The sequence below is a fragment of the Streptomyces sp. M2CJ-2 genome (assembly GCF_016757295.1).
GTDB lineage: Bacteria > Actinomycetota > Actinomycetes > Streptomycetales > Streptomycetaceae > Streptomyces.
Genome location: NZ_JAESIF010000003.1, coordinates 203,587 through 225,373, shown reverse-complemented (window position 1 = coordinate 225,373; position 21,787 = coordinate 203,587). Strand labels below are relative to the sequence as shown.

The window sequence follows — 21,787 nt, the reverse complement described above, 5'->3', positions numbered from 1 at the left end:
GGTTACTGGGAAGGACGGCCCACGCCATGCCCGCAGATCTCGCCGTCATCGGACTCGGCCCGTACGGCCTGCCCCTGGCCCAGGCCGCCGTCACCGCCGGCATCCCCACCATCGGCTACCGGACCGGCCCGGAGGCCGCCTCCCTCAGCCCCGCCGAACTGCGCCGCATGGTCGCGCAGGGGTTCCGGGTGATGACCGGCCCGGCCGAACTCGGCCGGGTACGGACGGCGGTCATCTGCGCACCGGCCCCACCCGGCGCGGAAGGCGGGCTGGACCTCAGCCAGGTGGAGACGGCCGCCCGCACCCTGGCCGCGCGGCTGCGCCCGCACACCACGGTGATCCTCGAGTCGCCGGCCCCGCCCGGGACGACCGAGGGGCTCCTGCGCCCCCTGCTCGAATCCGGATCCGGGCTCCGCGCGGGCCGAGACTTCCACCTCGCCTACTCCCCCAGCCGCGTCGATCCCGGCAACCGCGACTTCACCCCCGCCAACACCCCGAAGGTCATCGGCGGGCTCACCCCGGCCTGCACCGAGTCGGCCGCCGCGTTCTACGGGAGGCTCACCGACAAGGTCGTACGCGCGCGTGGCCCACGGGAAGCGGAAACCGTGCAGTTGCTGGAGACCAACTTCCGGCACGTCAACACCGCCCTCGTCAACGAGATGGCCGTGCTCTGCCACGATCTGGGCGTCGACCTGTGGGACGTCATCCGCTGCGCGGAGACCAAACCCTTCGGCTTCCACGCCTTCCGCCCCGGCCCCGGCGTCGGCGGCCACGCCGTCGCCCAGGACCTGACCGCCCACACCGGCCGCACCCTGCGGATGGCAGAACTCGCCCAGCAGGTCAACGGACGGATGCCCCACTACGTCGTACAGCGCGCCGCCGCGCTCCTCAACGAACACGGCAAGTCGGCACGCGGCGCACGCGTGCTGCTCCTCGGTGTCACCTACAAGGCCGACCTCGCCGACCAGCAGGGCAGCCCCGCGCAGGAGATCGCGACGCGGTTGATGGAGCTGGGCGCCTCCGTCAGCTACCACGACCCGCACGTCCCGTCCTGGAGCGTGCTCGACCGCCCCCTCCCGCGCGCCGACTCCCTGTACGAGGCCGCCGCCGACGCCGACCTGACGATCCTGCTCCAGCAGCACCGCACGTACGACCTGCAGGGCCTGTCGGTGAAGGCTCAACTGCTGCTGGACACCCGCGGGGCCACCCCGACGGGGGCGGCGCACCGGTTGTGAGAGGGGGCGCCCGCGACGCCCCGTGCTCCAGGGGCGTCAGCTGCTTGCCGGAGAATATGCACAGGGGCGGTGTAACTCGTTCGCGTGAGGGTCGACCTCCGGGGTTGCGGTGTCGTGGGCCGTCCGGGTTAACGTGATCACGCGATCTGGACGCCGGGTACGGCGCGGTGAACGGGGCCCCTGCTCCACCGGAGCGATGGCTCAGGGTCTCCCCGCCGCCTTGGCCATACCCATGTGACCGGATCACGCAGGGAACCGGCCTCCCGGGCCCGGACCACGCACAGGATGCGTGTCGCCGCCCCGGGGATGAGTACGCCGGGGACCAGTGCGCCCAAAACCGTTCGAGGCGTGCGACTGAGCAGACTCAACCCTGCCCGGTCCAGAGGAACGGTGGCCGCTCACCATCCAAAAATCCGCAGAATCCACCTCCTTCGGCACCTCACCGTCCACAGACGGATCCGGTCCCAGCGGGTGGGCTTGCGGTGACGGTGCGTGGGCACGCCCCCTTCCACGAGGCCACCCGTCAGCACGACAGGGCGGTCCGTTCGGAATCGGGCCGGGCCTCGAAGGGCGGGGTCCGGAACGTGTTCCTTGGAAGGGGACGACCCGGAGAAGCAAGCCGCCGGACACGGACGCTACCGCCCCGCGGGCCCCATCACTCCCCCCCACCCGGACACGCAACGGGGCTCGGCCACTCCCATGGATGGCCGGGCCCCGTCGTCGTCATCGCCTCATGGGCGTCCGCCGCGCTCAGGGCGAGCGCGGCATCACGTCATCGCCGGTGCTGCGAGTCCGCCACCGTCACCTCGACGCGCTGGAACTCCTTCAGCTCGCTGTACCCGGTGGTGGCCATGGCGCGGCGCAGGGCGCCGAAGAGGTTCATCGAGCCGTCGGACGTGTGGGACGGGCCGGTGAGGATCTCCTCGAGGGTGCCGACGGTGCCCAGGTCGACCTTCTTGCCACGGGGCAGTTCCTCGTTGACGGCTTCCATGCCCCAGTGGTTGCCCTTGCCCGGGCCGTCGGTGGCGCGCGCGAGCGGGGAGCCCATCATCACCGCGTCGGCGCCGCAGGCGATCGCCTTGGGCAGGTCGCCCGACCAGCCGACGCCGCCGTCCGCGATCACGTGCACGTACCGGCCGCCGGACTCGTCCATGTAGTCACGGCGGGCGGCGGCCACGTCGGCGACCGCGGTGGCCATGGGGACCTGGATGCCCAGCACGTTGCGGGTGGTGTGCGCGGCACCGCCGCCGAAGCCCACCAGGACGCCGGCCGCACCGGTGCGCATCAGGTGCAGGGCCGCGGTGTAGGTGGCGCAGCCGCCGACGATCACCGGTACGTCGAGTTCGTAGATGAACTGCTTCAGGTTGAGCGGCTCGTGCGAGCTGGAGACGTGCTCCGCGGAGACCGTCGTCCCGCGGATCACGAAGATGTCCACGCCCGCGTCGACGACGGCCTTGGAGAACTGGGCGGTGCGCTGCGGGGAGAGCGCGGCCGCAGTGACGACGCCGGAGTCACGCACCTCCTTGATGCGCTGCCCGATCAGCTCCTCCTTGATGGGGGCGGCGTAGATCTCCTGGAAACGGCGCGTGGCCGACTCGGCGTCCAGTTCGGCGATCTCGTCGAGCAGCGGCTGCGGGTCCTCGTACCGCGTCCACAGCCCTTCGAGGTTCAGCACGCCGAGGCCACCGAGCTCGCCGATGCGGATCGCCGTGGCCGGTGAGACGACCGAGTCCATGGGAGCTGCCAGGAAGGGCAGCTCGAAGCGGTAGGCGTCGATCTGCCAGGCGATCGAGACCTCCTTCGGGTCCCGCGTACGGCGGCTGGGGACGACGGCGATGTCGTCGAAGGCGTACGCCCGGCGGCCCCGCTTGCCTCGCCCGATCTCGATCTCAGTCACGTCTGTGGCCTTTCCCTGATGCGTTGCAGCGCCTTCCAGTATCCCCGACGGCCGTGGCAGTCAGCGCGCCGGACATACGGCGAGGGCGGCCCCGGATGCTCCGGTGCCGCCCTCGGGGGGCCGCTGCCTACTTGCGGCTGTAGTTCGGTGCCTCGACCGTCATCTGGATGTCGTGCGGGTGGCTCTCCTTGAGGCCCGCGGAGGTGATCCGCACGAAGCGGCCCTTGGTCTCCATCTCCTCGATGGTGGCGGCGCCCACGTAGCCCATGGTCTGGCGCAGACCACCGACGAGCTGGTGCAGCACGTTGGCCAGCGGACCGCGGTAGGGCACCTGGCCCTCGATGCCCTCGGGGACGAGCTTGTCGTCGGAGGCGACGTCGGACTGGAAGTAGCGGTCCTTCGAGTACGACCTGGCCTGACCGCGCGACTGCATGGCGCCGAGCGAGCCCATGCCGCGGTACGACTTGTACTGCTTGCCGTTGATGAACTGCAGCTCGCCGGGTGACTCCTCGCAACCGGCGAGGAGGCTGCCGAGCATCACCGTGTCGGCACCGGCGGCCAGCGCCTTGCCGATGTCGCCGGAGTACTGCAGACCGCCGTCACCGATCAACGGCACGCCGGCCGGGCGGGCCGCGAGGGATGCCTCGTAGATGGCGGTGACCTGCGGGACGCCGATGCCGGCGACCACACGGGTGGTGCAGATCGAGCCGGGGCCCACACCCACCTTGATTCCGTCGACACCGGCGTCGATCAGCGCCTGGGCGCCGTCACGCGTCGCGACGTTGCCGCCGATCACGTCGATGCCGACGCTCGACTTGATCTTCGACATCCAGCTGAGGGCGTTGCTGTTGTGGCCGTGGGAGGTGTCGACGACCAGGAAGTCCACCCCGGCCTCGGCGAGCGCCTGGGCACGCTCGAGCGCCTCGGGGCTCGCGCCCACGGCGGCACCGACGATCAGGCGGCCCTCCGAGTCCTTCGCGGCATGGGGGTACTGCTCAGCCTTCACGAAGTCCTTGACCGTGATGAGGCCCTTGAGGACGCCCTCGTCGTCGACCAGGGGAAGCTTCTCGATCTTGTGACGGCGCAGCAGCTCCATGGCGTCCACGCGGGAGATGCCGACCTGACCCGTGACCAGCGGCATCGGCGTCATGACGTCGCGCACCTGCTGGGAGCGGTCGGTCTCGAAAGCCATGTCACGGTTGGTGACGATGCCGAGCAGCTTCTTGTTGCCGTCGGTGACCGGGACGCCGCTGATGCGGAACTTGGCGCACAGCGCGTCGGCCTCGGCGAGCGTGGCGTCGGGGTGGATGGTGATCGGGTCGGTGACCATGCCGGACTCGGAGCGCTTCACCAGGTCGACCTGGTTGGCCTGGTCCTCGATGGACAGGTTGCGGTGCAGGACGCCGACACCGCCCTGGCGGGCCATCGCGATCGCCATGCGGGACTCGGTCACCTTGTCCATGGCCGCCGAGAGCAGCGGGATGTTCACACGGACGTTGCGCGAGATACGGGACGAGGTGTCGACTGCGTTGGGGAGCACCTCGGATGCACCCGGCAGCAGCAGCACGTCGTCGTAGGTCAGCCCGAGTGTCGCGAATTTTCCGGGCACTCCGTCGACGTTCGCAGTCATGACACCTTCCCCAAATGGCCTTGATCGGTGCGGATGTCCATGCTAACGGGAAGTGGGGGTGTCTCATTCCATGGTTCCACACGGCTCCGGTCTTCGTATGTTCGTACGGAATCGTCCGGGTGCCCGTTCACCCCCCGAGGGCGCGCCGGGCGTCGGACGGTTTCCGCGGTGGCGGTCACTGCTCCGCCAAAGCTCGCAGCCGGCTCAGCGCACGGTGCTGGGCGACCCGGACGGCGCCGGGTGACATTCCCAACATCTGACCGGTCTCCTCCGCGGTGAGACCCACGGCGATGCGCAGCAGAAGCAGTTCGCGCTGGTTCTCGGGCAGGTTGGCCAGCAGTTTCTTGGCCCACGCGGCGTCGCTGTTGAGAAGAGCGCGCTCCTCCGGGCCGAGGGAGTCGTCGGGACGCTCGGGCATCTCGTCGGAAGGCACGGCCGTCAGACCGGGATGACGCATCGCCGCGCGCTGCAGGTCGGCCACCTTGTGCGCGGCGATGGCGAAGACGAACGCCTCGAAGGGACGGCCGGTGTCCCTGTAGCGGGGCAGCGCGAGGAGCACCGCCACGCAGACCTCCTGGGCGAGGTCCTCGACGAAGTGCCGGGCGTCGCCCGGGAGCCGGGACAGGCGGGTGCGGCAGTACCGCAGCGCCAGGGGGTGAACATGGGCGAGCAGATCGTGCGTCGCCTGCTCGTCCCCGTCGACAGCGCGGTGGACGAGCGCACCGATCGCCCCTTGGGCAGTGCCCGCCTCGTCGTCGCGCATCGGTCCATGGTGCCCTGCGGGCCCCTGCTCCGCGGCACCACGTCCGTTGTTGTGCACCGAAGCGTTATGAGCAGGTGCGCCGGAACTCATCCCCTGCGCCCTCCCCTCCCGCTCGACCGACTCGTCCCCGAGGAACTCCACACCTCAAGGATGCGTCATCCGCGGCGAAACAGGCACAGGGCACCCGGCGGTCGGCTTCGGTGCCCCGGTGGGCCGGGCTTTCCGCGCCTTTGCCGACGAGGCACGAGCGGACGGCCGTAGGACCTGTCGTCCGGATCGGTCCGGCGGGGCCGTCGAGCCACGCGCCCGCCCCGCCGGACCGCGGGTCGCACCCGACGGCGCGGCGGCGGCCCGCACCGGCGGCGCCGCCCGTCATCGGTGCGGCCCCACGCGGGTGCGGTCCGGGTGGGGACGGTCCGCGCGGGGCGTCCGCGTGCCCGCGCTCGCGGGCCGTCGCTCGATGTCGTACACCGGAGCCGGTCCGATCCGAAGGACAGGCCCTAGCGCACCAGGCCCCACCGGAATCCGAGCGCCACCGCGTGGGCCCGGTCCGACGCGCCGAGCTTCTTGAAGAGCCGCCGGGCGTGTGTCTTGACGGTGTCCTCGGAGAGGAACAGCTCACGGCCGATCTCGGCGTTGGAGCGGCCGTGGCTCATGCCTTCGAGGACCTGGATCTCACGCGCGGTGAGTGTGGGCGCGGCGCCCATCTCCGCCGAGCGCAGCCGCCGAGGGGCGAGCCGCCAGGTCGGGTCGGCGAGCGCCTGGGTGACCGTCGCGCGCAGCTCCGCACGGGAGGCGTCCTTGTGCAGATAACCGCGGGCGCCGGCGGCCACGGCGAGCGCCACCCCGTCGAGGTCCTCGGCGACGGTGAGCATGATGATGCGCGCACCGGGGTCGGCGGACAGCAGCCGCCGCACGGTCTCGACACCGCCCAGGCCGGGCATGCGTACGTCCATCAGAATCAGGTCCGAGCGGTCGGCACCCCAGCGGCGGAGGACTTCCTCGCCGTTGGCGGCCGTCGTCACGCGCTCGACGCCGGGCACGGTCGCGACCGCGCGGCGCAGCGCCTCTCGGGCAAGCGGGGAGTCGTCGCAGACGAGGACGGAAGTCATGGCCGCCCTCCGCAGCTGATGCGCGTCACCTTGTGCCTCCAGGCTGGTACGAAATCGTCACCTGTGCGGTCGACCGCTTCGGACACCTGCCCGAGCGCTTGTTCCTTCAACCGCCTCGCACTCTCAACGACGGTCACTCGAAAGAGTTACGGGGCCGTCCGCTGTCTTCGGCACTCTACGTGAGGGGACGGACACGGTGCAGACACGCGCGGGAGACCCTCGAACTTTCATCACAACCAATGCCCCTTTCGGACCCTTTTCTTCCCATTTGCTGGTGTCTGAGGATAGATTCGCAATGGGTCATATTTTCATCTCCTTGGATCGTAGTTGTACGGTCGTGGACACGGATCCGCCCAGAATGGCTACAAGGGGTCACGAAATGGCAGATTTCTCCCGCCTTCCAGGACCGAACGCGGACCTGTGGGACTGGCAGCTCCTGGCCGCGTGCCGCGGGGTGGACAGTTCGCTCTTCTTCCACCCCGAGGGCGAACGCGGGGCGGCACGAAGTGCTCGCGAGAACTCGGCCAAAGAGGTCTGCATGAGGTGCCCGGTACGCGCCGAGTGCGCCGCCCACGCACTGGCCGTACGCGAGCCGTACGGCGTGTGGGGCGGACTGACCGAGGACGAACGCGAAGAGCTGATGGGCAGGGCGCGCCACCGGCTGGTGTCGTCCTCGGGCTCACCACCGGGCTCACCACCGGCGGCATCGGCCGTATCGGCGCCGGTCCCGGCAGCTCTCTCGACCACCGGCGAGCACGCCGCTTCGAACAACTGAAGGAACGTTTCTTCACCATCGGGTACGCATGTGCCCTTGTTTTTTCGCAGGAGGCGCTCCACCGCCCCCACCGACGGACAGCCGGACGACCGACAGACGGCCCCGCCGGGCCCGGCCTACCGCCCGGCTGCCCGTGCCAGTTGGTCGAGCGTCGCGTCGACCGCGGGTACCTGGGCGAGGTCGGGAAGCGTCAGCGCGACGATCTCCCGCCGCACCGCGGGCTCCAGGGCCACAGTGCGCACCCCCCTGGGCCGTACGGACTCGAGGGCCAGCTGGGGCAGAACGGCCACCCCGAGTCCCGCACCGACCAGACCGGCCACCGCGGGATAGTCGTCGGTCGCGAAGTCGATACGCGGGGTGAAGCCTGCCGTCTCGCACACCTCGACCAGCTGACCGCGGCAACGCGGGCAACCCGCGATCCACGGTTCCTCGGCGAGTTCGCCTATGGCGAGGGACTTCGCATGCGCCAGCCGGTGCCGCTCGGGCACCAGTCCCACGAGCCGGTCCGTGAGCAGCGGGCGCACGACCAGGTCGTCCCACTCCTCGGCACCCGTCGCCCCCTCGTACCGGAAGGCGAGGGCGATGTCGCAGTCGCCCTCGCGCAGCATCTCGACGGACCGGGGCGGCTCGGCCTCCTCCAGGGAGACACGGGTGCCGGGGTGGGCGTCGCGCAGAGCGGCGAGGGCTGTCGGAACGAGCGTCGAACTGCCGCTGGGGAAGGACACGAGCCGCACCCGCCCCGCCCGCAGCCCGGCGATGGCGGCGACCTCCTCCTCTGCGGCGGTCAGCCCGGCGAGAACGCCGGCCGCATGGCGCACCAGCACTTCTCCGGCCTGCGTCATGCGCATCTCCCGCCCGGTACGGACGAGCAGCGGTGTGCCCACGGACCCTTCCAGCGCCTTCATCTGCTGGCTGACGGCGGGCTGGGTACAGCCCAGTTCCCGGGCCGCCGCGGAGAACGAACCGGTGGCGGCCACGGCGCGCAGCACACGGAGATGACGGGCTTCGATCACGCCCTCAAGGATAAGCCGCCCTTTGACGTGATGCCGAATACCGCTTCGATACTTTGGCCCATATCGCTTACCGTGCAGCTCATGAAGCTTCTGTCTGTGAACCTGGGGCGCCCCAAGGCCGTGCCGTACACGGACCAGCCCGAGGGCGTGACCGGCATCGACAAGCAGCCGGTGGACGGGCCGGTACGGGTGGCGGCGCCGGGACCGAAGGGGATCGGCGCGAGCGGGCTGGCCGGGGACGCGGTGTGTGAGACGCGGCACCACGGAGGCGATGACCAGGCCGTGTACGCGATGGCCCGCGAGGACCTCGACGAGTGGGAGGGCGTGCTGGGCCGCACGCTGCCGAACGGCTCGTTCGGAGAGAACCTCACCACGGAGGGGATCGACCTGTCCGGCGCACTGATCGGTGAGCGCTGGGGCATCGGGTCCGAGGTGGTGCTGGAGGTCACCTCCGGCCGCATTCCCTGCCGCACCTTCCAGGGCCATCTGGGTGAGAAGGGCTGGGTGAAGCGGTTCACCCAGCGGGGCGCGCCGGGTGCCTATCTGCGGGTTGTCCAGCCCGGCGAGGTCCGGGCCGGCGACGCGATACGGATGGTGCACCGGCCGGACCACGAGGTGACGGTCGCGCTGCAGTTCCGGGCGGTGACGACGGAGCGGACGCTGCTGCCGCGACTGCTGGCGGCAGCGAACGCGCTGCACCCGGAGGCACTGGCCAAGGCTCGGCAGTACGAGACGAAGTACGGGGCGGACCGGGGAGCCTGACGAAGAGCCACGGGGCGCCGCACCGCTTCCTCTCCCTTCTCCTTCTCTTCCCCTCCCTTCCTTCCCTCACTTTCCTCACTTTCCCCTCTTCTCCGCTCACTTGCCCGCGCGGTTCTCCCGCACTTGCTCAGCCGGTTCCAGGGGAAATCCCTGATGCCGAGCGAGGGTTGGCTCAGGGCCGGTTCCGGGAAGGTCCCCGATGTCCGGCCGACCATGAACCGCGACGCTCGAAGCATGTCTCGCCATACGCCCAAGAGCGAAGTGCCGGACGGGAAGAGCCCGCCCGGCACCACCCGCCGCGCATTCCGCTGGAAGCGCCTTGTCATCGTGCTCGGCTCGCTGGTCACCGCGCTCGCCGTGATCGTCGGCGCCCTGTTCGCCTGGCTGTGGACCGGTGCCACGGTCAGCACGGTGGGCAAGGCACCGTTCGACAACGCGCTGGCCATACCTCCACAAGCCGAGTCGACCGTGGAGAAGGACGGCACACGGGTCTTCGACCTGCGCATGCAGGCGGGCGAGACGGAGTTCCAGAAGGGACAGCGGACCATGACCTGGGGATTCAACGGCTCCTACCTCGGCCCGACACTTCGGGCGAAGCGCGGCGAGAAGGTGCGCGTACGGGTCGGCAACGACCTGGACGAGGCGTCCTCCGTGCACTGGCACGGGATGCATCTGCCGGCCCGCATGGACGGCGGCCCGCACCAGATGATCGCCCCGGGTGCCACCTGGACCCCGCACTGGACGGTGGACCAGCCGGCGGCGACGCTCTGGTATCACCCGCATCCGCACGGCAAGACCGAGGATCACGTCAGGCGTGGCCTCGCCGGCCTGTTCCTCCTCGACGACGAGAAGTCCGCTCGCCTGCCCCTGCCGAAGCGGTACGGCGTCGACGATCTGCCGGTCGTCGTGCAGGACGTTCGCTTCGACGGCTCACGGCTGTCCGGCGACCGCGGGCTGATGCAGAACGTGGGCTTCCTGGGCGACCGGACCATGGTCAACGGCACCCTGCGCCCCTACCGGGAGGTCCACGACGAACTGATACGGCTGCGGCTGGTCAACGCCTCCACCGCCCGCACCTACGCCTTCGGTTTCCCGGACGACCGTGACTTCTCGCTGATCGGGACGGACGGCGGGCTGCTGGCGCGGCCCGCGGTGATGGACCGGATACAGCTGTCACCGGGTGAGCGCGCCGAGATCGTCGTACGGGTCGAGGCCGGTGAGCGGGTGATGCTCCGGAGCTTCCCACAGGACAACTACGGCGGCTTCTGGCAGCGGCGGTTCGGCGGGGGCGACGACTCCTTCGACGTACTGGAGCTGCGGGCGGACCGGCAGTTGAGGCCGTCGCCGCGGTTGCCGGCCACGCTCACCGAGCCGGAGCTTCCCGACGGTGCCGAGGCGGTGCGCGGGCGGCACTTCGATCTGAAGCTGTCCGGGATCAACGGCCGGTCGATGGACATGAGCCGCATCGACGAGACCGTCACCCGCGGGACGACGGAGCTGTGGACGATACGCAACACCAACGGCATGCCGCACAACTTCCATGTGCACGATGTGCAGTTCCGCGTGGTGGAGGTGAACGGGTCGGCTCCGCAGCCGGCGCTGCGCGGGCCGAAGGACACGGTGTTCGTCCCGCACGGCACGACGATGAAGCTGGCACTGCGCTTCACCGGGCCGGCCGATCCTGACGTCCCTTACATGTACCACTGCCATCTGCTGTACCACGAGGACAAGGGGATGATGGGCCAGTTCGTGGTGGTCGAGAAGGGCCAGTCCGCGGGCACCCCGCCGGATCACGCGGAACACGGGGGCGGACAGGCCCTGGAGGGGCGGGCACTCGGGTGACTGATCCGGTCGGGCTTCAGTGCACCGCTCGGGGCGGCGACGCCGGGCGGACGCCCGGACTCCGGGTAACTAGTCTTGCCTCATGACAACCGCTCTGATTACGGGATCGACGGCCGGGATCGGTGCCGCGTTCGCGCGGAAGCTGGCAGCCGACGGGCATGATCTGGTGCTGGTGGCCCGCGACATCGTCCGGCTCCGCGAGCAGGCGACCGAGCTCCACGACCGCCACGGCGTCGAGGCGGAGGTACTGAGGGCCGACCTCGCGGAGGACAAGGGCATCGAGGTGGTGGCCGAGCGGCTGGGCGACCGCAGGAACCCCGTCGACCTGCTGATCAACAACGCGGGTTTCGGCAACAAGGGCCGGTACCTCGAGGTCTCGATGGCGGATGAGCTGAGGATGCTCAAGGTCCACTGTGAGGCGGTGCTGCGGCTGACGTCGGCGGCAGCGGAGGCGATGCGGGAGCGCGGACGCGGGGGCGTCGTGAACGTCGCCTCGACCGCCGCGTTCGTGCCCCGCGGAACCTACGGGGCGTCCAAGGCGTGGGTGGTGCAGTTCACCCAGGGCGCGGCACAGGACCTGGCGGGCAACGGCGTACGCCTCATGGCGCTGTGCCCCGGCTTCGTCCGCACCGAGTTCCACAAGCGGGCGGGGATGGGGACGGACAGCATCCCGAACTGGATGTGGCTCGACGCGGACAAGGTGGCGGAGACGGCCCTCGCGGACCTGGCCCGCGGCAAGTCGGTGTCGATCCCGGACCCGCGGTACAAGGCCCTGATGGGAGCGGCGAAGCTGGTCCCACGCGACCTCCTGGGCGGCCTCTCCTCGCGTACGGGCCGCAAGTACGGGCCGCGATGACGGCACGGACGGGCCAGGTCGCGAAGATGGCCTCGACGGACCCGACGGTCAGGTCACGGGCTGTCGAACGGCTTCCTCCTAAGGTCTTGCTCCCTCTGTGACGAGCAGTTCAGCAGTCGCGGGGTGGGGGCCGTTGTTCGCCCATTCCAAGGGAGACCAGCCTGTTCCGCGGTCTTCACGAAGGTTCGGGTCGGCGCCGTGCGCCAACAGCTCACGCACGGTCTCGGTGTGTCCCCAGCACGCGGCCGCGCAGAGCGGTGTGCCGTCCGAGCCGACTCCCCGGCTCTCTGTGTCGGGGGAGGCCCCGGCTTCCAGGAGCAAGCGTGCGACCTCGGCTTCCCCCTGCACAGACGCCAGATAGAGAGGGGTGGTTCCGTCGCTGTCTCCTCGCTCCGGGTCTGCTCCGGCCCGCAAGAGTGCCTGCACGCGGGCAGTGTCTGCTGTCAGAGTCGCTCCGAAGAGCTGACGGGAGAGCTTCTTCTGCCGGCGCCGTTTCATGGTGGGTGAGGCTAGTGGTCGCGGACATGGTGGGGCCGGCCGTATCCACTGGCCGGGCCGCACGAACTGCCCTGCGGTTACACCTACGTACGTGAGCACGAGCGGGGTATCCAGGCAGCGTTCGTTCACGTGCTCGGTCGGGGCCCCGGCCGAGGGCCCCGCTCGACTTTCCTCAGCCGGTTCCAGCTTGTCCGGCCAGCCGGCGAAGCGAGGCGTCGACGCCCGGGCATCTGGGCGACGTATCCCTGGCGCGCCGCGAGCGCGCCGCCGCCCGTGACTTCTGGACGTGAGCCGTGGGCCTTTACGAAGAGCTCGGTGACGCGCTTTCCGACATCCTGCGGAGGCAGGTGGAGGACATCACGGACGCGAGGAGCGGAGAGAAGGTCACCGGCAGCTGCTCGAAACCCGGCTCGGGGAGGGGCGGGCAGGGTTGCGGACCGAAGAACAGGTTTGTTCGGGCGCGGACGGTACAGACGATGAGCTGACACAGTCTTCATGACAGGACGGAGACAGCAATGGGCATCATCGCGTGGATCGTCATCGGCCTGCTCGCCGGTGCCATCGCCAAGTTCATCATGCCGGGCAAGGACCCCGGTGGCATCATCATCACCATGCTCATCGGCATCGCCGGCGGTCTGCTCGGCGGTTGGCTCGGCAAGGTGATATTCGGCGTCGACTCCATCGACGGGTTCTTCGAGCTCTCCACCTGGATCGCCGCGATCGCCGGCTCCCTCATCCTGCTCGCTCTTTACCGCCTCATCACCGGCAGCCGGCACTCCCACCGTCACGCCTGACCTCTGATGGCGCCTCTGGACGGCTCTCCCCCTGGTTCGCGGGGCAGGAGCCGTCAGGTGCGGGAGACCGACCCGACACGGATGCCGACGGGGCCGTGGAGTCCTGCCGTGCCATCGTCGACGGCACGGTCGTGACGGTCCCTGAAGCCGGCTCAGGGGCGGTGGGGCTGCTCGCTGTCGTCGGGGCCGGAGCGGTTCCGCGTACGGAACATGCGGCGGTAGGCGTCCGGGGTACGCCGACCGTGCGGTTGAAGTGCCGACGCAGCGTCGTGGCGGTGCCCATGCCGGTGGCCGCCGCGACGGCGTCGACGCTGTCGCCGGTGGTCTCCAGCAACTCCTGAGCGCGCCGGATCCGTTGGGTGAGCAGCCACTGCAGCGGGGTGGTGCCGGTCGCGGCCCTGAAGCGGCGGCCCGGGACATCGCGGCCCCGGACACGCCGGCACCGGCCGCGGCCGACGAGCGCGGACGGTCCGGGCAGACCTTCCTCGTCGATGCGGTCGTGCGCTCCGGCACCGGTGAACGGCGTGCCGTGGCGAGGGGCCAGGACATCTACGCCGTCACCGCGCCGCTCGTGGTGGAAGCGCTCGACCGCATCCTCACGGAAGGGACCAGGGCGACCGGGGTCGTCTCCGCCGGCGAGATCTTCGACGCGCCCGACTTCCTCCGCGCGCTGTCCCCGCGCATCGCCCTGGAAATGCGCTCGTAGCAAGCAGGCCACTCACGCGGCACGCCTGCTCGGCTCCGGACTCCCACGCAGCGGCGCACCCCCGGTCACGACGGGACCGGGTGACGGCATGTCGGCCGTACTTCGACGGAGAGCGCCAAAGGTTCGGCCTTGACGTTGCGTCGAATTCCAACATCGGGGCCATGTCGATCACCGTCCTCGGCACCCATTCGGCCATGAGGCGGATCCTGCCGGCCCCGGTCGCGGACCGCGCTGACCTGCCGCGTTCGATGCTGGAACCCTCCGGGGGCATGTGCCGCCACCACCCCGACGAGGTCGACCTGGCGGCCATGCGCCTCGAAGCGTCCGGGTTCCCCGGCGACCGCGACGAGGAGCGTCGCCTCGACGCGCTCGAAACCCTGGCGGCGGCAGGAGCCCGGGGGCGGATGCAACGCGCCCTCGACGACGCTCTCACCGTACTGCGGGAGGCGACACCGGAGCTGGGGGCTCCTGAGCATCACACGAAGCTGCTTTCCCCTGGAGACAGAACTGGGGAGTCCGGGGCCGGTTCCCGCTGCGACAGGACGGCTGACCGCACGGGGAAGGCCCCCGCTCCGGAACCGGAACGGGGGCCTCCTGCGAGCGCGTGGCTCAGTGGGCGTGGCCGTGGCCACCGGCGGCCGGCTCCTCGTCTTCCTTCTTCTCGACGACCAGGGTCTCGGTCGTGAGCAGCAGGGAGGCGATGGAGGCGGCGTTCTCCAGGGCGGAGCGGGTGACCTTGACCGGGTCGATGACGCCGGCCTTGATCAGGTCGCCGTACTCGTCGGTGGCGGCGTTGTAGCCGCTGCCCTTCTCGAGCTCGGCGACCTTGGAGACGATGACGTAGCCCTCGAGGCCGGCGTTCTCGGCGATCCAGCGCAGCGGCTCGACGGCGGCGCGGCGGACGACCGCGACACCGGTGGCCTCGTCACCGGTCTTGTCGAGGTTGCCCTCGAGGACCTTGACGGCGTGGACGAGCGCGGAGCCACCACCGGAGACGATGCCTTCCTCGACCGCGGCGCGGGTCGCGGAGATGGCGTCCTCCAGACGGTGCTTCTTCTCCTTCAGCTCCACCTCGGTGGCGGCGCCGACCTTGATGACGCACACGCCGCCGGCCAGCTTCGCGAGGCGCTCCTGGAGCTTCTCGCGGTCCCAGTCGGAGTCGGTGGTCTCGATCTCGGCCTTGATCTGGCCGACGCGACCGGTCACGTCCTCCTTCTTGCCGGCACCGTCGACGATCGTGGTGTCGTCCTTGGTGACGGTGACGCGGCGGGCGGAGCCCAGCACGTCCAGGCCGACCTGGTCGAGCTTGAGGCCGACCTCCTCGGAGACGACCGTGGCGCCGGTGAGGACGGCCATGTCCTGCAGCATCGCCTTGCGGCGGTCACCGAAGCCGGGGGCCTTGACCGCGACGGCGTTGAACGTGCCGCGGATCTTGTTGACGACCAGGGTCGACAGGGCCTCGCCCTCGACGTCCTCGGCGATGATCAGCAGCGGCTTGGAGGCGTTGGCCTGGATGACCTTCTCCAGCAGCGGCAGCAGCTCGGCGATGGAGCCGACCTTGCCCTGCGTGATGAGGATGTACGGGTCGTCCAGGACGGCTTCCATGCGCTCCTGGTCCGTCACGAAGTACGGCGACAGGTAGCCCTTGTCGAAGGCCATGCCCTCGGTGAAGTCCAGCTCCAGACCGAAGGTGTTGGACTCCTCGACGGTGATGACACCGTCCTTGCCGACCTTGTCCATCGCCTCGGCGATGAGCTCGCCGACCTGCTGGTCCTGGGCGGACAGCCCGGCGACGGCGGCGATGTCCGACTTCTCGTCGATCGGGCGCGCCGAGGCGAGGAGGTCCTCGGAGACCGCGGCGACGGCGGCGTCGATGCCCTTCTTCAGGGCGGCCGGGGAGGCGCCGGCGGCGACGTTCTTCAGGCCCTCGCGGACCAGGGCCTGGGCCAGCACGGTCGCGGTGGTCGTACCGTCACCCGCGATGTCGTTGGTCTTGGTCGCCACCTCCTTGACCAGCTGGGCGCCGAGGTTCTCGTACGGGTCCTCGACCTCGACCTCGCGGGCGATCGTGACACCGTCGTTGGTGATGGTGGGGGCGCCGAACTTCTTGTCGATGACGACGTTGCGGCCCCTGGGGCCGATCGTCACCTTCACCGTGTCGGCAAGCTTGTTGACGCCGCGCTCAAGGGCGCGACGGGCGTCCTCGTCGAACTTCAGGATCTTCGCCATGGCAGCGGGAGCCCTCTCGGAAATCAGGGGTGAAAAATCACTGCGCCCCGGGCGCCCGGCTCGGTGAGCATATCGGGACCAGGGGCGCAGTTTCGGAGCAAATGTGCTACGAGGTGACTTACTTCTCGATGATCGCGAGAACGTCGCGGGCCGAGAGAACGAGGTACTCCTCGTTGTTGTACTTCACCTCGGTGCCGCCGTACTTGCTGTAGAGCACGACGTCGCCGACCTTCACGTCGAGTTCGACGCGCTTGCCGTCCTCGATGCGGCCCGGACCGATGGCCAGGACAACGCCCTCCTGGGGCTTCTCCTTGGCGGTGTCCGGAATGACCAGGCCCGAAGCCGTGGTCTGCTCGGCGTCGAGCGGCTGGACCACGATGCGGTCCTCGAGCGGCTTGATGGCAACCTTGGAGCTGGCGGTCGTCACGATCCGACCTCCCCCTTCGGAGATCTCACGGGGTTAACTGTCTGAGGTGGCGACCAGGTCGATCCGTCGTCGCGGGTGCCGGACCTGCCCGTCGCGTGTGTTGGCACTCTCCAGGGGGGAGTGCCAGACCCGAGACTATGACCGCGATTAGCACTCGGTCAAGCGGAGTGCCAATTCCCTGCGGCGCGTCGGCGGTGGAACGCGTTGCTCGTACGGGTGTGCGCAGCCGTCCGGCGCCCCGACGCCCCCTGGGGGCACCCCCGGACGGGCCGGGTGCTCACCGGTGCCGGACGTAGTCCTCCAGCCTTCCGACCCTCAACCCCTGCTCCTCCAGCTCGCGCAGCAAACGTGTCGTCCGTTCCGCCAGAGTCAGGGGCGGGGCCTCGCCGGCGGGGACGGAGACGATGTCGCCGGGGCCCAGGCGGCGGGCGCCGCGGGCGTACGTGAGGGTGCCGTCGCCCTCCAGCGTCACCCGCCAGAGCACGACCGCCGCGATGCCGCAGTCGGCGGCGGCGCGGAGGGTCGTGGCGTCGTACGTGCCGTAGGGCGGGCGGAAGAGGTGGGGACGGATACCGAAACGGGACCGGAGCTTGCGCTGCTGGCCGCAGATCTCGGCGCGCTGACCGGCGTAGGGCAGGCCGCGCAGGGCGGGGTGGTCGAGGGTGTGGTTCTGCAGGCTCGCACCGACCGAACGCAGGCGGGCGAAGTGGCCGTAGCCCGGCCCCACCACACTGTCCGTGAGGAACATGCTGACGGGAAGGCGGCGTTGCCGTACGAGGTCGATGAAACGGGGGTCGCGTTCGGCGCCGTCGTCGTAGGTCAGGAAGACGACCCCGTCCCGGGTCGGGACCCGGTCCACGACGGGCGGGACGCGGTCGGGTGACCGGCCCGCTCCGTCAGCCGCACCCCCGGTGCCCTCACCCCCTCGGCCGGCAGGGCCCACGGCCGGCCGCCCGGCCGACGGGCCGCAACCCGCCAGCACCGCCAGCACCGCCAGGAGAACCGCCACGGCCGCCCCCCACCGGATCACAAGTAGTCCTCCAGGCGCCCCACCGCGTACCCCTCGGCCGTGACCTTGTCCAGGAAGCGGCGGATCATGTCGGGCATCGTGCCCTTCCACTCGTTCCGGCCCCGGAAGTGGGTGAGGACGATGTCGCCGGGGTGCAGCGCCCCGTCCCCCTCGCGGTAGTCCCAGCGGTCGACGAAGACCTCCTCGTTCCACAGCGGGACGTACTCGATGCCGCAGGACTCGGCCGCGCGCAGGGTGTTCTTGTCGTAGCTGCCGAACGGCGGGCGGAACAGGACGGGGCGACGGCCGTACCGCTCCTCGAGGACGTCCTGCATGCCGCAGATCTCGCGCTTCTGACGGGCGTAGGGCAGGCCGCGCAGGGGCGGGTGGTTCAGGGTGTGGTTGTTCAGGCCGACACCCCGGTCCTGCATCTCCTCGAAGTAGCCGTAGTCCTCCTTGATGACGTAGTCGCTGAGGAACGCGGTGTACGGGATCTTCAGCTCGCTCATCATGCGCAGGAACGCGGGGTCCTTCTCGGCGCCGTCGTCGACGGTGAGAAAGACGACCTTCTCGTCCGTGGGGACGGTGGTGAAGACCGGGGGAAGGCCCAGTCTCCGGTGGCCGTCGACCTCGAAGCCCTTACGGGTGGCGATCCTCGGCTTCTTCCCGGGCGCCGGCGGAGCGGTCCGGGGCACCCGCTCGAGCCCCCAGCGCTTCGCGGCGGCCACCCGCGCGGCGTGCGCGGCGCGCAGTTCGGCGGCGTGGGAGTCGCGCTCGCGGGCCGGGGGCGCGGCGAGGGGCTGCCGACCGCCCGCAGCCGGGTCCGGGGCGGCGGAGTCCTTTCCGCAGCCCGCGACGAGAGAGGCGATGGTCGCGAGGGTGAGTACGGCGGCACCGGCCCGCACACCACACAGTGACCGACTTTTATAATTTTGTCCTATTACTCGCATGGGGTCGGATCCTCGCAGTCCACCGCCCTGGAGCCGGCCCGACACCGCGGCAGACGGCACACCGTCCACCGACTGGCCCACAGCCGGCCCGCGCCTGACCCACAATGGGCCGGTGAACGACCGCACCCCCCTCCCCGCCTCACCCCTCGCCCCGCTCCTCACCCCCGAGGGCCGCGCCCTCCTCGACGAGGTGCGCGACACCGACCCGGCGCAAGAGCTCGCCGTCGCGACCCGGCTGCGCCGCGAGCATCCGGCGGAACTGGTCTCGGCGGCACTCGGTCAGGCGCGCCTGCGGCAGCGGGCGGTGGCGAAGTTCGGGGCCCAGGACGCCGCGCGCATGTTCTTCACGCCGAACGGAGTCGAGCAGTCGACCCGGGCGAGCGTGGCGGCGTACCGGGCGCGGCGGCTGAAGGAGTCGGGCGTGACCTCGGTGGCCGACCTGTGCTGCGGGATCGGCGGGGACGCGATCGCGCTGGCCCGCGCCGGGATCCGGGTACTGGCGGTGGACCGGGACCCGCTCACCGCGGCGGCGGCCCGCGCGAACGCGGACGAACTGGGCCTGGCCGAGCTGATCGAGGTGCGGGAGGCCGACGTCACGGAGGTGGACCCGTCCGGTTACGACGCCGTCTTCGTCGATCCGGCCCGGCGTGGCGGCCGCGGTCGCGTCTTCGATCCCGAGGCCTACTCACCGCCGCTGTCCTGGGCGATCGAGGCGGCCCGCAGGGCACCCCGCGCCGCCGCGCTGAAGATCGCACCGGGCATCCCGCACGAGGCCGTCCCCGCCGACGCGGAGGCCGAGTGGATCTCGGACGGCGGGGAGGTGAAGGAGGCGGTGCTGTGGTTCGGCGACGGGCGGACGGCCGCCGCCGGGCCGGAGGGCGCGGCCCCGGCGATCCGAGCGACCCTGCTGCCCGGCCCGCGCACGCTCCTCTCCCGCGGGCTGCCGAATCCCGAAGTCCGCCCGCCCGGCCGGTACCTGTACGAGCCCGACGGCGCCGTCATCCGCGCCCATCTCGTCGCCGAGGTCGCCGAACAGCTCGACGGCGGGCTCATCGACCCGACCATCGCCTACGTCACCGCCGACGAGCACCGCCCCACCCCGTACGCCACCGCCTACGAGATCACCGACCGGCTTCCCTTCAACGTCAAGAAGCTGAAGGCGCTGCTGCGTGAGCGCCGGATCGGCACGCTGACCGTCAAGAAGCGCGGCTCGGCGGTGGAACCGGAGGAACTCCGCCGCAAGGTCCTGCCCAAACCCCACGGCCCCGGGTCCGTCACGGTCTTCCTCACCCGCGTCGCGGGCGCCCCGACGATGCTGCTGGGGCACCCGGTGCGGTGAGGCCCGCAGGCCGGTCCGGTGAGGCCCGCGGGGCCGGTTCAGGCCCCGACGATCGCCTTGCCGACGGCGAAACCCTTGGTCGGCCCCTCCGGGATCACCGCGTCGGTGCCGTAGGGAACGCGGTGCTCGTCGGCGTACTTGGCCTTCTTGGGGTCGGGGGACGTCAGGACGAGCACGGCCCCCTCGTCGTCGAAGTCGTCGACGATCACGTACACCGGAATCCCGGCGCGGGCGTACTCCCGGCACTTGCGGACGCGGTCGCGCCGGAGGTTCCGGTGGCCGGGCGAGGTGACCTCGACGACCATCTCGACCCCGGCGGCGTCCACACCGAGACCGTCCTCGTCGGGGATCTCGTCGAGATCGAGGGGGGCCACGAACAGGTCGGGGACCCAGGCCTTCTGACGGTGGATGACGTTGACGTCCTGGAGGGCCGCGTAACCGCTTTCCCCCAAGTGGGCGTCCAGCGCGCGGCGGAGACGGTTGACGAGCACGCCATGACGACGACGACCGGTAGGCGACACCTCGATGGACCCTTCGATGATCTCGGCCCGGTAGCCCTCGGGGAGATCCATGGCCTTCCACGCCTGCCACAGGACCTCGTCCAGGTCAGAACCCGGCTCGGAAACAGGCTTGTACGCCACTGGGGCCACCTCTTCTGCGAGAGCGCTCATCGAGAAGCACCTCCTCCTTCAAGTGTGGGCGCGGGCGCCACTGCGGCACAAGCGACACCGCGACGCTACGGTCACGAAGAGCCTCCACGCGCCGTGATCAGTGCCGTTCAGCCGATCGGGTGATCATGGCCCCTCGGGTCTCCCGCCCACCTCTCCCGGCCGTCGAGATCCCCGGCCCCCGGGCCCCACCGGAGCCCCGGAGTGACCGAGAACAGTCAGATCCCGGCCGGCGGCGCTCCCGTGCTGCTGCGCACCACCAGACTCGTGGCCAGTTCCACCCGGGTCGCGGCCGCCGCGCCCTCGCCCTTGCCCAGGTCGAGGACCAGCCTGGCCGCCGCCTCGGCCATCTCGGTCAGCGGCTGCCGTACGGTCGTCAGCGGCGGCCCCACCCAACGGGCCACCGGCAGATCGTCGAACCCGACCACGCTCAGGTCCTCGGGAATCCGCAGGCCCAGCTCACGCGCGGCCTCGTAGAGACCGAGTGCCTGGAGGTCGTTGCCGGCGAAGACCGCCGTGGGCCGGTCCTCGCGGCGCAGCAGGGCGAGGCCCTGGCGGTAACCGGTCTCGTGGTGGAAGTCGCCGGGCATGATCAGCCCGGGATCCACCGGAAGCCCGCCGGTCTCCAGCGCCGCCCGGTAACCGTCGACGCGGGCGCGGCTGCACATCATCCGCGAGGGGCCGCTGATCGCCCCGATCCTGGTGTGCCCCAGCTCGACCAGATGCCGGGTGGCGGCGAGGCCGCCCTGCCAGTTGGTCGCGCCGACGGAGGGCACGTCGGTGCCCGGGTCCCCGGCCGGGTCCATCACCACGAACGGGATGGAACGGCTGGTCAGCAACGCCCGCCCGGACTCGTCGAGGCCGGACAGGACGAGGATCACCCCGTGCGGACGGCGCGCGGCAACCTGGTCGGCCCAGGTGCGCCCCGGCGTGAGCCGTCCCGCGCTCTCGGAGAGCACGACGCTGAGGCCCGCGTCCCGGGCCACGTTCTCCACGCCCCGGATGACCTCCATCGCCCAGGCGCTCTCCAGTTCGTGGAAGACCAGGTCGATCAGGGGCGAGCGGGACGCCTCGGCGCGGCGGCGCCGGTAGCCGTGGGAGCGCAGCAACTCCTCCACCCGGCTGCGGGTGGCGGGAGCGACGTCGGCACGCCCGTTCAGCACCTTCGAAACAGTCGGCGCGGAGACGCCGGCCTCGCGGGCGATCTCGGCGAGGGTCGCAGTCTGCGCACTGCGCCCTCGCGTCCGGTTTTCAGCGGGCTGCGAGCAAGTCATGGCGGCGA

General features: G+C 70.6%; 19 protein-coding genes and 2 pseudogenes. 8 read left to right on the top strand and 13 right to left on the bottom strand.

The window, feature by feature from the left end:
- Window positions 1-26: 26 nt before the first annotated feature.
- Complete coding sequence (locus JL475_RS05435) at window positions 27-1,235, top strand: nucleotide sugar dehydrogenase (RefSeq protein ID WP_202275882.1); 1,209 nt, start codon at window positions 27-29, stop codon at window positions 1,233-1,235.
- Between the two features lie 772 nt (window positions 1,236-2,007).
- On the opposite strand, the gene JL475_RS05430 is transcribed toward JL475_RS05435, so the two are convergent.
- The 4 genes from JL475_RS05430 to JL475_RS05415 form a co-directional block, all read right to left on the bottom strand.
- Window positions 2,008-3,132, bottom strand: a complete 1,125-nt coding sequence (locus tag JL475_RS05430) for a GuaB3 family IMP dehydrogenase-related protein (protein WP_202275878.1) — start codon at window positions 3,130-3,132, stop codon at window positions 2,008-2,010.
- Window positions 3,133-3,259: 127 nt separating this feature from the next.
- Window positions 3,260-4,762 carry an IMP dehydrogenase gene (gene guaB / locus JL475_RS05425; protein WP_202275876.1) on the bottom strand — a complete coding sequence of 501 codons (1,503 nt, stop codon included), beginning with the start codon at window positions 4,760-4,762 and terminating at the stop codon, window positions 3,260-3,262.
- A 175-nt stretch (window positions 4,763-4,937) separates the two neighbouring features.
- Window positions 4,938-5,525, bottom strand: coding sequence for a sigma-70 family RNA polymerase sigma factor (locus JL475_RS05420; RefSeq protein WP_202275863.1), 588 nt, complete (start codon window positions 5,523-5,525; stop codon window positions 4,938-4,940).
- Window positions 5,526-6,025: 500 nt separating this feature from the next.
- Window positions 6,026-6,637, bottom strand: a complete 612-nt coding sequence (locus JL475_RS05415; protein ID WP_003948568.1) for a response regulator transcription factor — start codon at window positions 6,635-6,637, stop codon at window positions 6,026-6,028.
- A 379-nt stretch (window positions 6,638-7,016) separates the two neighbouring features.
- Between JL475_RS05415 and JL475_RS41155 the strand changes: the two genes are divergently transcribed.
- Window positions 7,017-7,412 carry a WhiB family transcriptional regulator gene (locus JL475_RS41155; RefSeq protein ID WP_272932898.1) on the top strand — a complete coding sequence of 132 codons (396 nt, stop codon included), beginning with the start codon at window positions 7,017-7,019 and terminating at the stop codon, window positions 7,410-7,412.
- Window positions 7,413-7,528: 116 nt separating this feature from the next.
- Here the strand turns inward: JL475_RS41155 and JL475_RS05405 are convergent, their stop codons facing one another.
- Window positions 7,529-8,425 carry a LysR family transcriptional regulator gene (locus tag JL475_RS05405; protein WP_202275861.1) on the bottom strand — a complete coding sequence of 299 codons (897 nt, stop codon included), beginning with the start codon at window positions 8,423-8,425 and terminating at the stop codon, window positions 7,529-7,531.
- 81 nt (window positions 8,426-8,506) lie between these two features.
- Between JL475_RS05405 and JL475_RS05400 the strand changes: the two genes are divergently transcribed.
- The 3 genes from JL475_RS05400 to JL475_RS05390 all read left to right on the top strand — a co-directional run bounded on the left by JL475_RS05400 (window position 8,507) and on the right by JL475_RS05390 (window position 11,885).
- A complete protein-coding gene (locus JL475_RS05400) occupies window positions 8,507-9,187 on the top strand; it encodes an MOSC domain-containing protein (protein WP_202275859.1) in 681 nt (226 codons plus the stop codon).
- Between the two features lie 234 nt (window positions 9,188-9,421).
- Window positions 9,422-11,029 carry a multicopper oxidase family protein gene (locus JL475_RS05395; RefSeq protein WP_202275857.1) on the top strand — a complete coding sequence of 536 codons (1,608 nt, stop codon included), beginning with the start codon at window positions 9,422-9,424 and terminating at the stop codon, window positions 11,027-11,029.
- An 82-nt stretch (window positions 11,030-11,111) separates the two neighbouring features.
- The gene (locus JL475_RS05390) at window positions 11,112-11,885 is read left to right on the top strand and encodes an SDR family oxidoreductase (protein WP_202275847.1); all 774 of its coding nucleotides are present in this window, start codon (window positions 11,112-11,114) and stop codon (window positions 11,883-11,885) included.
- 78 nt (window positions 11,886-11,963) lie between these two features.
- Here the strand turns inward: JL475_RS05390 and JL475_RS05385 are convergent, their stop codons facing one another.
- Window positions 11,964-12,383: an ankyrin repeat domain-containing protein gene (locus JL475_RS05385; protein ID WP_202275845.1), complete on the bottom strand. Its 420-nt coding sequence runs from the start codon at window positions 12,381-12,383 to the stop codon at window positions 11,964-11,966.
- 515 nt (window positions 12,384-12,898) lie between these two features.
- Here JL475_RS05385 and JL475_RS05380 point away from each other — a divergent pair.
- Window positions 12,899-13,177, top strand: coding sequence for a GlsB/YeaQ/YmgE family stress response membrane protein (locus JL475_RS05380; RefSeq protein ID WP_202275843.1), 279 nt, complete (start codon window positions 12,899-12,901; stop codon window positions 13,175-13,177).
- Window positions 13,178-13,329: 152 nt separating this feature from the next.
- Here JL475_RS05380 and JL475_RS05375 read toward each other — a convergent pair.
- A pseudogene (locus tag JL475_RS05375) lies at window positions 13,330-13,589 on the bottom strand (helix-turn-helix domain-containing protein); the annotation flags it as partial.
- On the opposite strand from JL475_RS05375, the pseudogene JL475_RS05370 reads away from it, so the two are divergent.
- Window positions 13,584-13,883: pseudogene (locus tag JL475_RS05370) on the top strand (saccharopine dehydrogenase); the annotation flags it as partial. The pseudogenes JL475_RS05375 and JL475_RS05370 sit on opposite strands and share 6 nt — an antisense overlap.
- Window positions 13,884-14,492: 609 nt before the next feature.
- Here the strand turns inward: JL475_RS05370 and groL are convergent.
- From groL to JL475_RS05350, 4 genes are all read right to left on the bottom strand, one after another.
- The gene (gene groL, locus JL475_RS05365; RefSeq protein WP_202275841.1) at window positions 14,493-16,112 is read right to left on the bottom strand and encodes a chaperonin GroEL; all 1,620 of its coding nucleotides are present in this window, start codon (window positions 16,110-16,112) and stop codon (window positions 14,493-14,495) included.
- Between the two features lie 118 nt (window positions 16,113-16,230).
- Complete coding sequence (gene groES / locus JL475_RS05360) at window positions 16,231-16,539, bottom strand: co-chaperone GroES (protein ID WP_109377710.1); 309 nt, start codon at window positions 16,537-16,539, stop codon at window positions 16,231-16,233.
- 277 nt (window positions 16,540-16,816) lie between these two features.
- Window positions 16,817-17,569, bottom strand: a complete 753-nt coding sequence (locus JL475_RS05355; protein ID WP_202275840.1) for a polysaccharide deacetylase family protein — start codon at window positions 17,567-17,569, stop codon at window positions 16,817-16,819.
- Window positions 17,566-18,453 (bottom strand): polysaccharide deacetylase family protein, encoded by an 888-nt coding sequence (locus tag JL475_RS05350; RefSeq protein ID WP_307824977.1) that lies wholly within the window; start codon window positions 18,451-18,453, stop codon window positions 17,566-17,568. Before JL475_RS05350 ends, JL475_RS05355 begins: the two co-directional genes overlap by 4 nt.
- A gap of 157 nt (window positions 18,454-18,610) precedes the next feature.
- Here JL475_RS05350 and JL475_RS05345 point away from each other — a divergent pair, with 157 nt between their 5' ends.
- Entirely contained in the window at window positions 18,611-19,837 is a 1,227-nt protein-coding gene (locus tag JL475_RS05345) for a class I SAM-dependent methyltransferase (RefSeq protein WP_307824976.1), read from the top strand.
- Window positions 19,838-19,875: 38 nt separating this feature from the next.
- Here JL475_RS05345 and JL475_RS05340 read toward each other — a convergent pair whose 3' ends face one another.
- The gene (locus JL475_RS05340) at window positions 19,876-20,508 is read right to left on the bottom strand and encodes a Uma2 family endonuclease (RefSeq protein WP_202275834.1); all 633 of its coding nucleotides are present in this window, start codon (window positions 20,506-20,508) and stop codon (window positions 19,876-19,878) included.
- Between the two features lie 215 nt (window positions 20,509-20,723).
- Complete coding sequence (locus tag JL475_RS05335; RefSeq protein ID WP_202275831.1) at window positions 20,724-21,779, bottom strand: LacI family DNA-binding transcriptional regulator; 1,056 nt, start codon at window positions 21,777-21,779, stop codon at window positions 20,724-20,726.
- Window positions 21,780-21,787: the final 8 nt, after the last annotated feature.

What these genes read in the sequence shown, in the direction of transcription:
- JL475_RS05340 (WP_202275834.1), bottom strand. Translation starts at nt 20,508, where the DNA reads ATGAGCGCTCTCGCAGAAGAGGTGGCCCCAGTGGCGTACAAGCCTGTT.
- JL475_RS05415 (WP_003948568.1), bottom strand. Translation starts at nt 6,637, where the DNA reads ATGACTTCCGTCCTCGTCTGCGACGACTCCCCGCTTGCCCGAGAGGCG.
- JL475_RS05395 (WP_202275857.1), top strand. Translation starts at nt 9,422, where the DNA reads ATGTCTCGCCATACGCCCAAGAGCGAAGTGCCGGACGGGAAGAGCCCG.
- groL (WP_202275841.1), bottom strand. Translation starts at nt 16,112, where the DNA reads ATGGCGAAGATCCTGAAGTTCGACGAGGACGCCCGTCGCGCCCTTGAG.
- JL475_RS05420 (WP_202275863.1), bottom strand. Translation starts at nt 5,525, where the DNA reads ATGCGCGACGACGAGGCGGGCACTGCCCAAGGGGCGATCGGTGCGCTC.
- JL475_RS05380 (WP_202275843.1), top strand. Translation starts at nt 12,899, where the DNA reads ATGGGCATCATCGCGTGGATCGTCATCGGCCTGCTCGCCGGTGCCATC.
- JL475_RS05385 (WP_202275845.1), bottom strand. Translation starts at nt 12,383, where the DNA reads ATGAAACGGCGCCGGCAGAAGAAGCTCTCCCGTCAGCTCTTCGGAGCG.
- JL475_RS05435 (WP_202275882.1), top strand. Translation starts at nt 27, where the DNA reads ATGCCCGCAGATCTCGCCGTCATCGGACTCGGCCCGTACGGCCTGCCC.
- JL475_RS41155 (WP_272932898.1), top strand. Translation starts at nt 7,017, where the DNA reads ATGGCAGATTTCTCCCGCCTTCCAGGACCGAACGCGGACCTGTGGGAC.
- JL475_RS05335 (WP_202275831.1), bottom strand. Translation starts at nt 21,779, where the DNA reads ATGACTTGCTCGCAGCCCGCTGAAAACCGGACGCGAGGGCGCAGTGCG.
- JL475_RS05400 (WP_202275859.1), top strand. Translation starts at nt 8,507, where the DNA reads ATGAAGCTTCTGTCTGTGAACCTGGGGCGCCCCAAGGCCGTGCCGTAC.
- JL475_RS05390 (WP_202275847.1), top strand. Translation starts at nt 11,112, where the DNA reads ATGACAACCGCTCTGATTACGGGATCGACGGCCGGGATCGGTGCCGCG.
- guaB (WP_202275876.1), bottom strand. Translation starts at nt 4,762, where the DNA reads ATGACTGCGAACGTCGACGGAGTGCCCGGAAAATTCGCGACACTCGGG.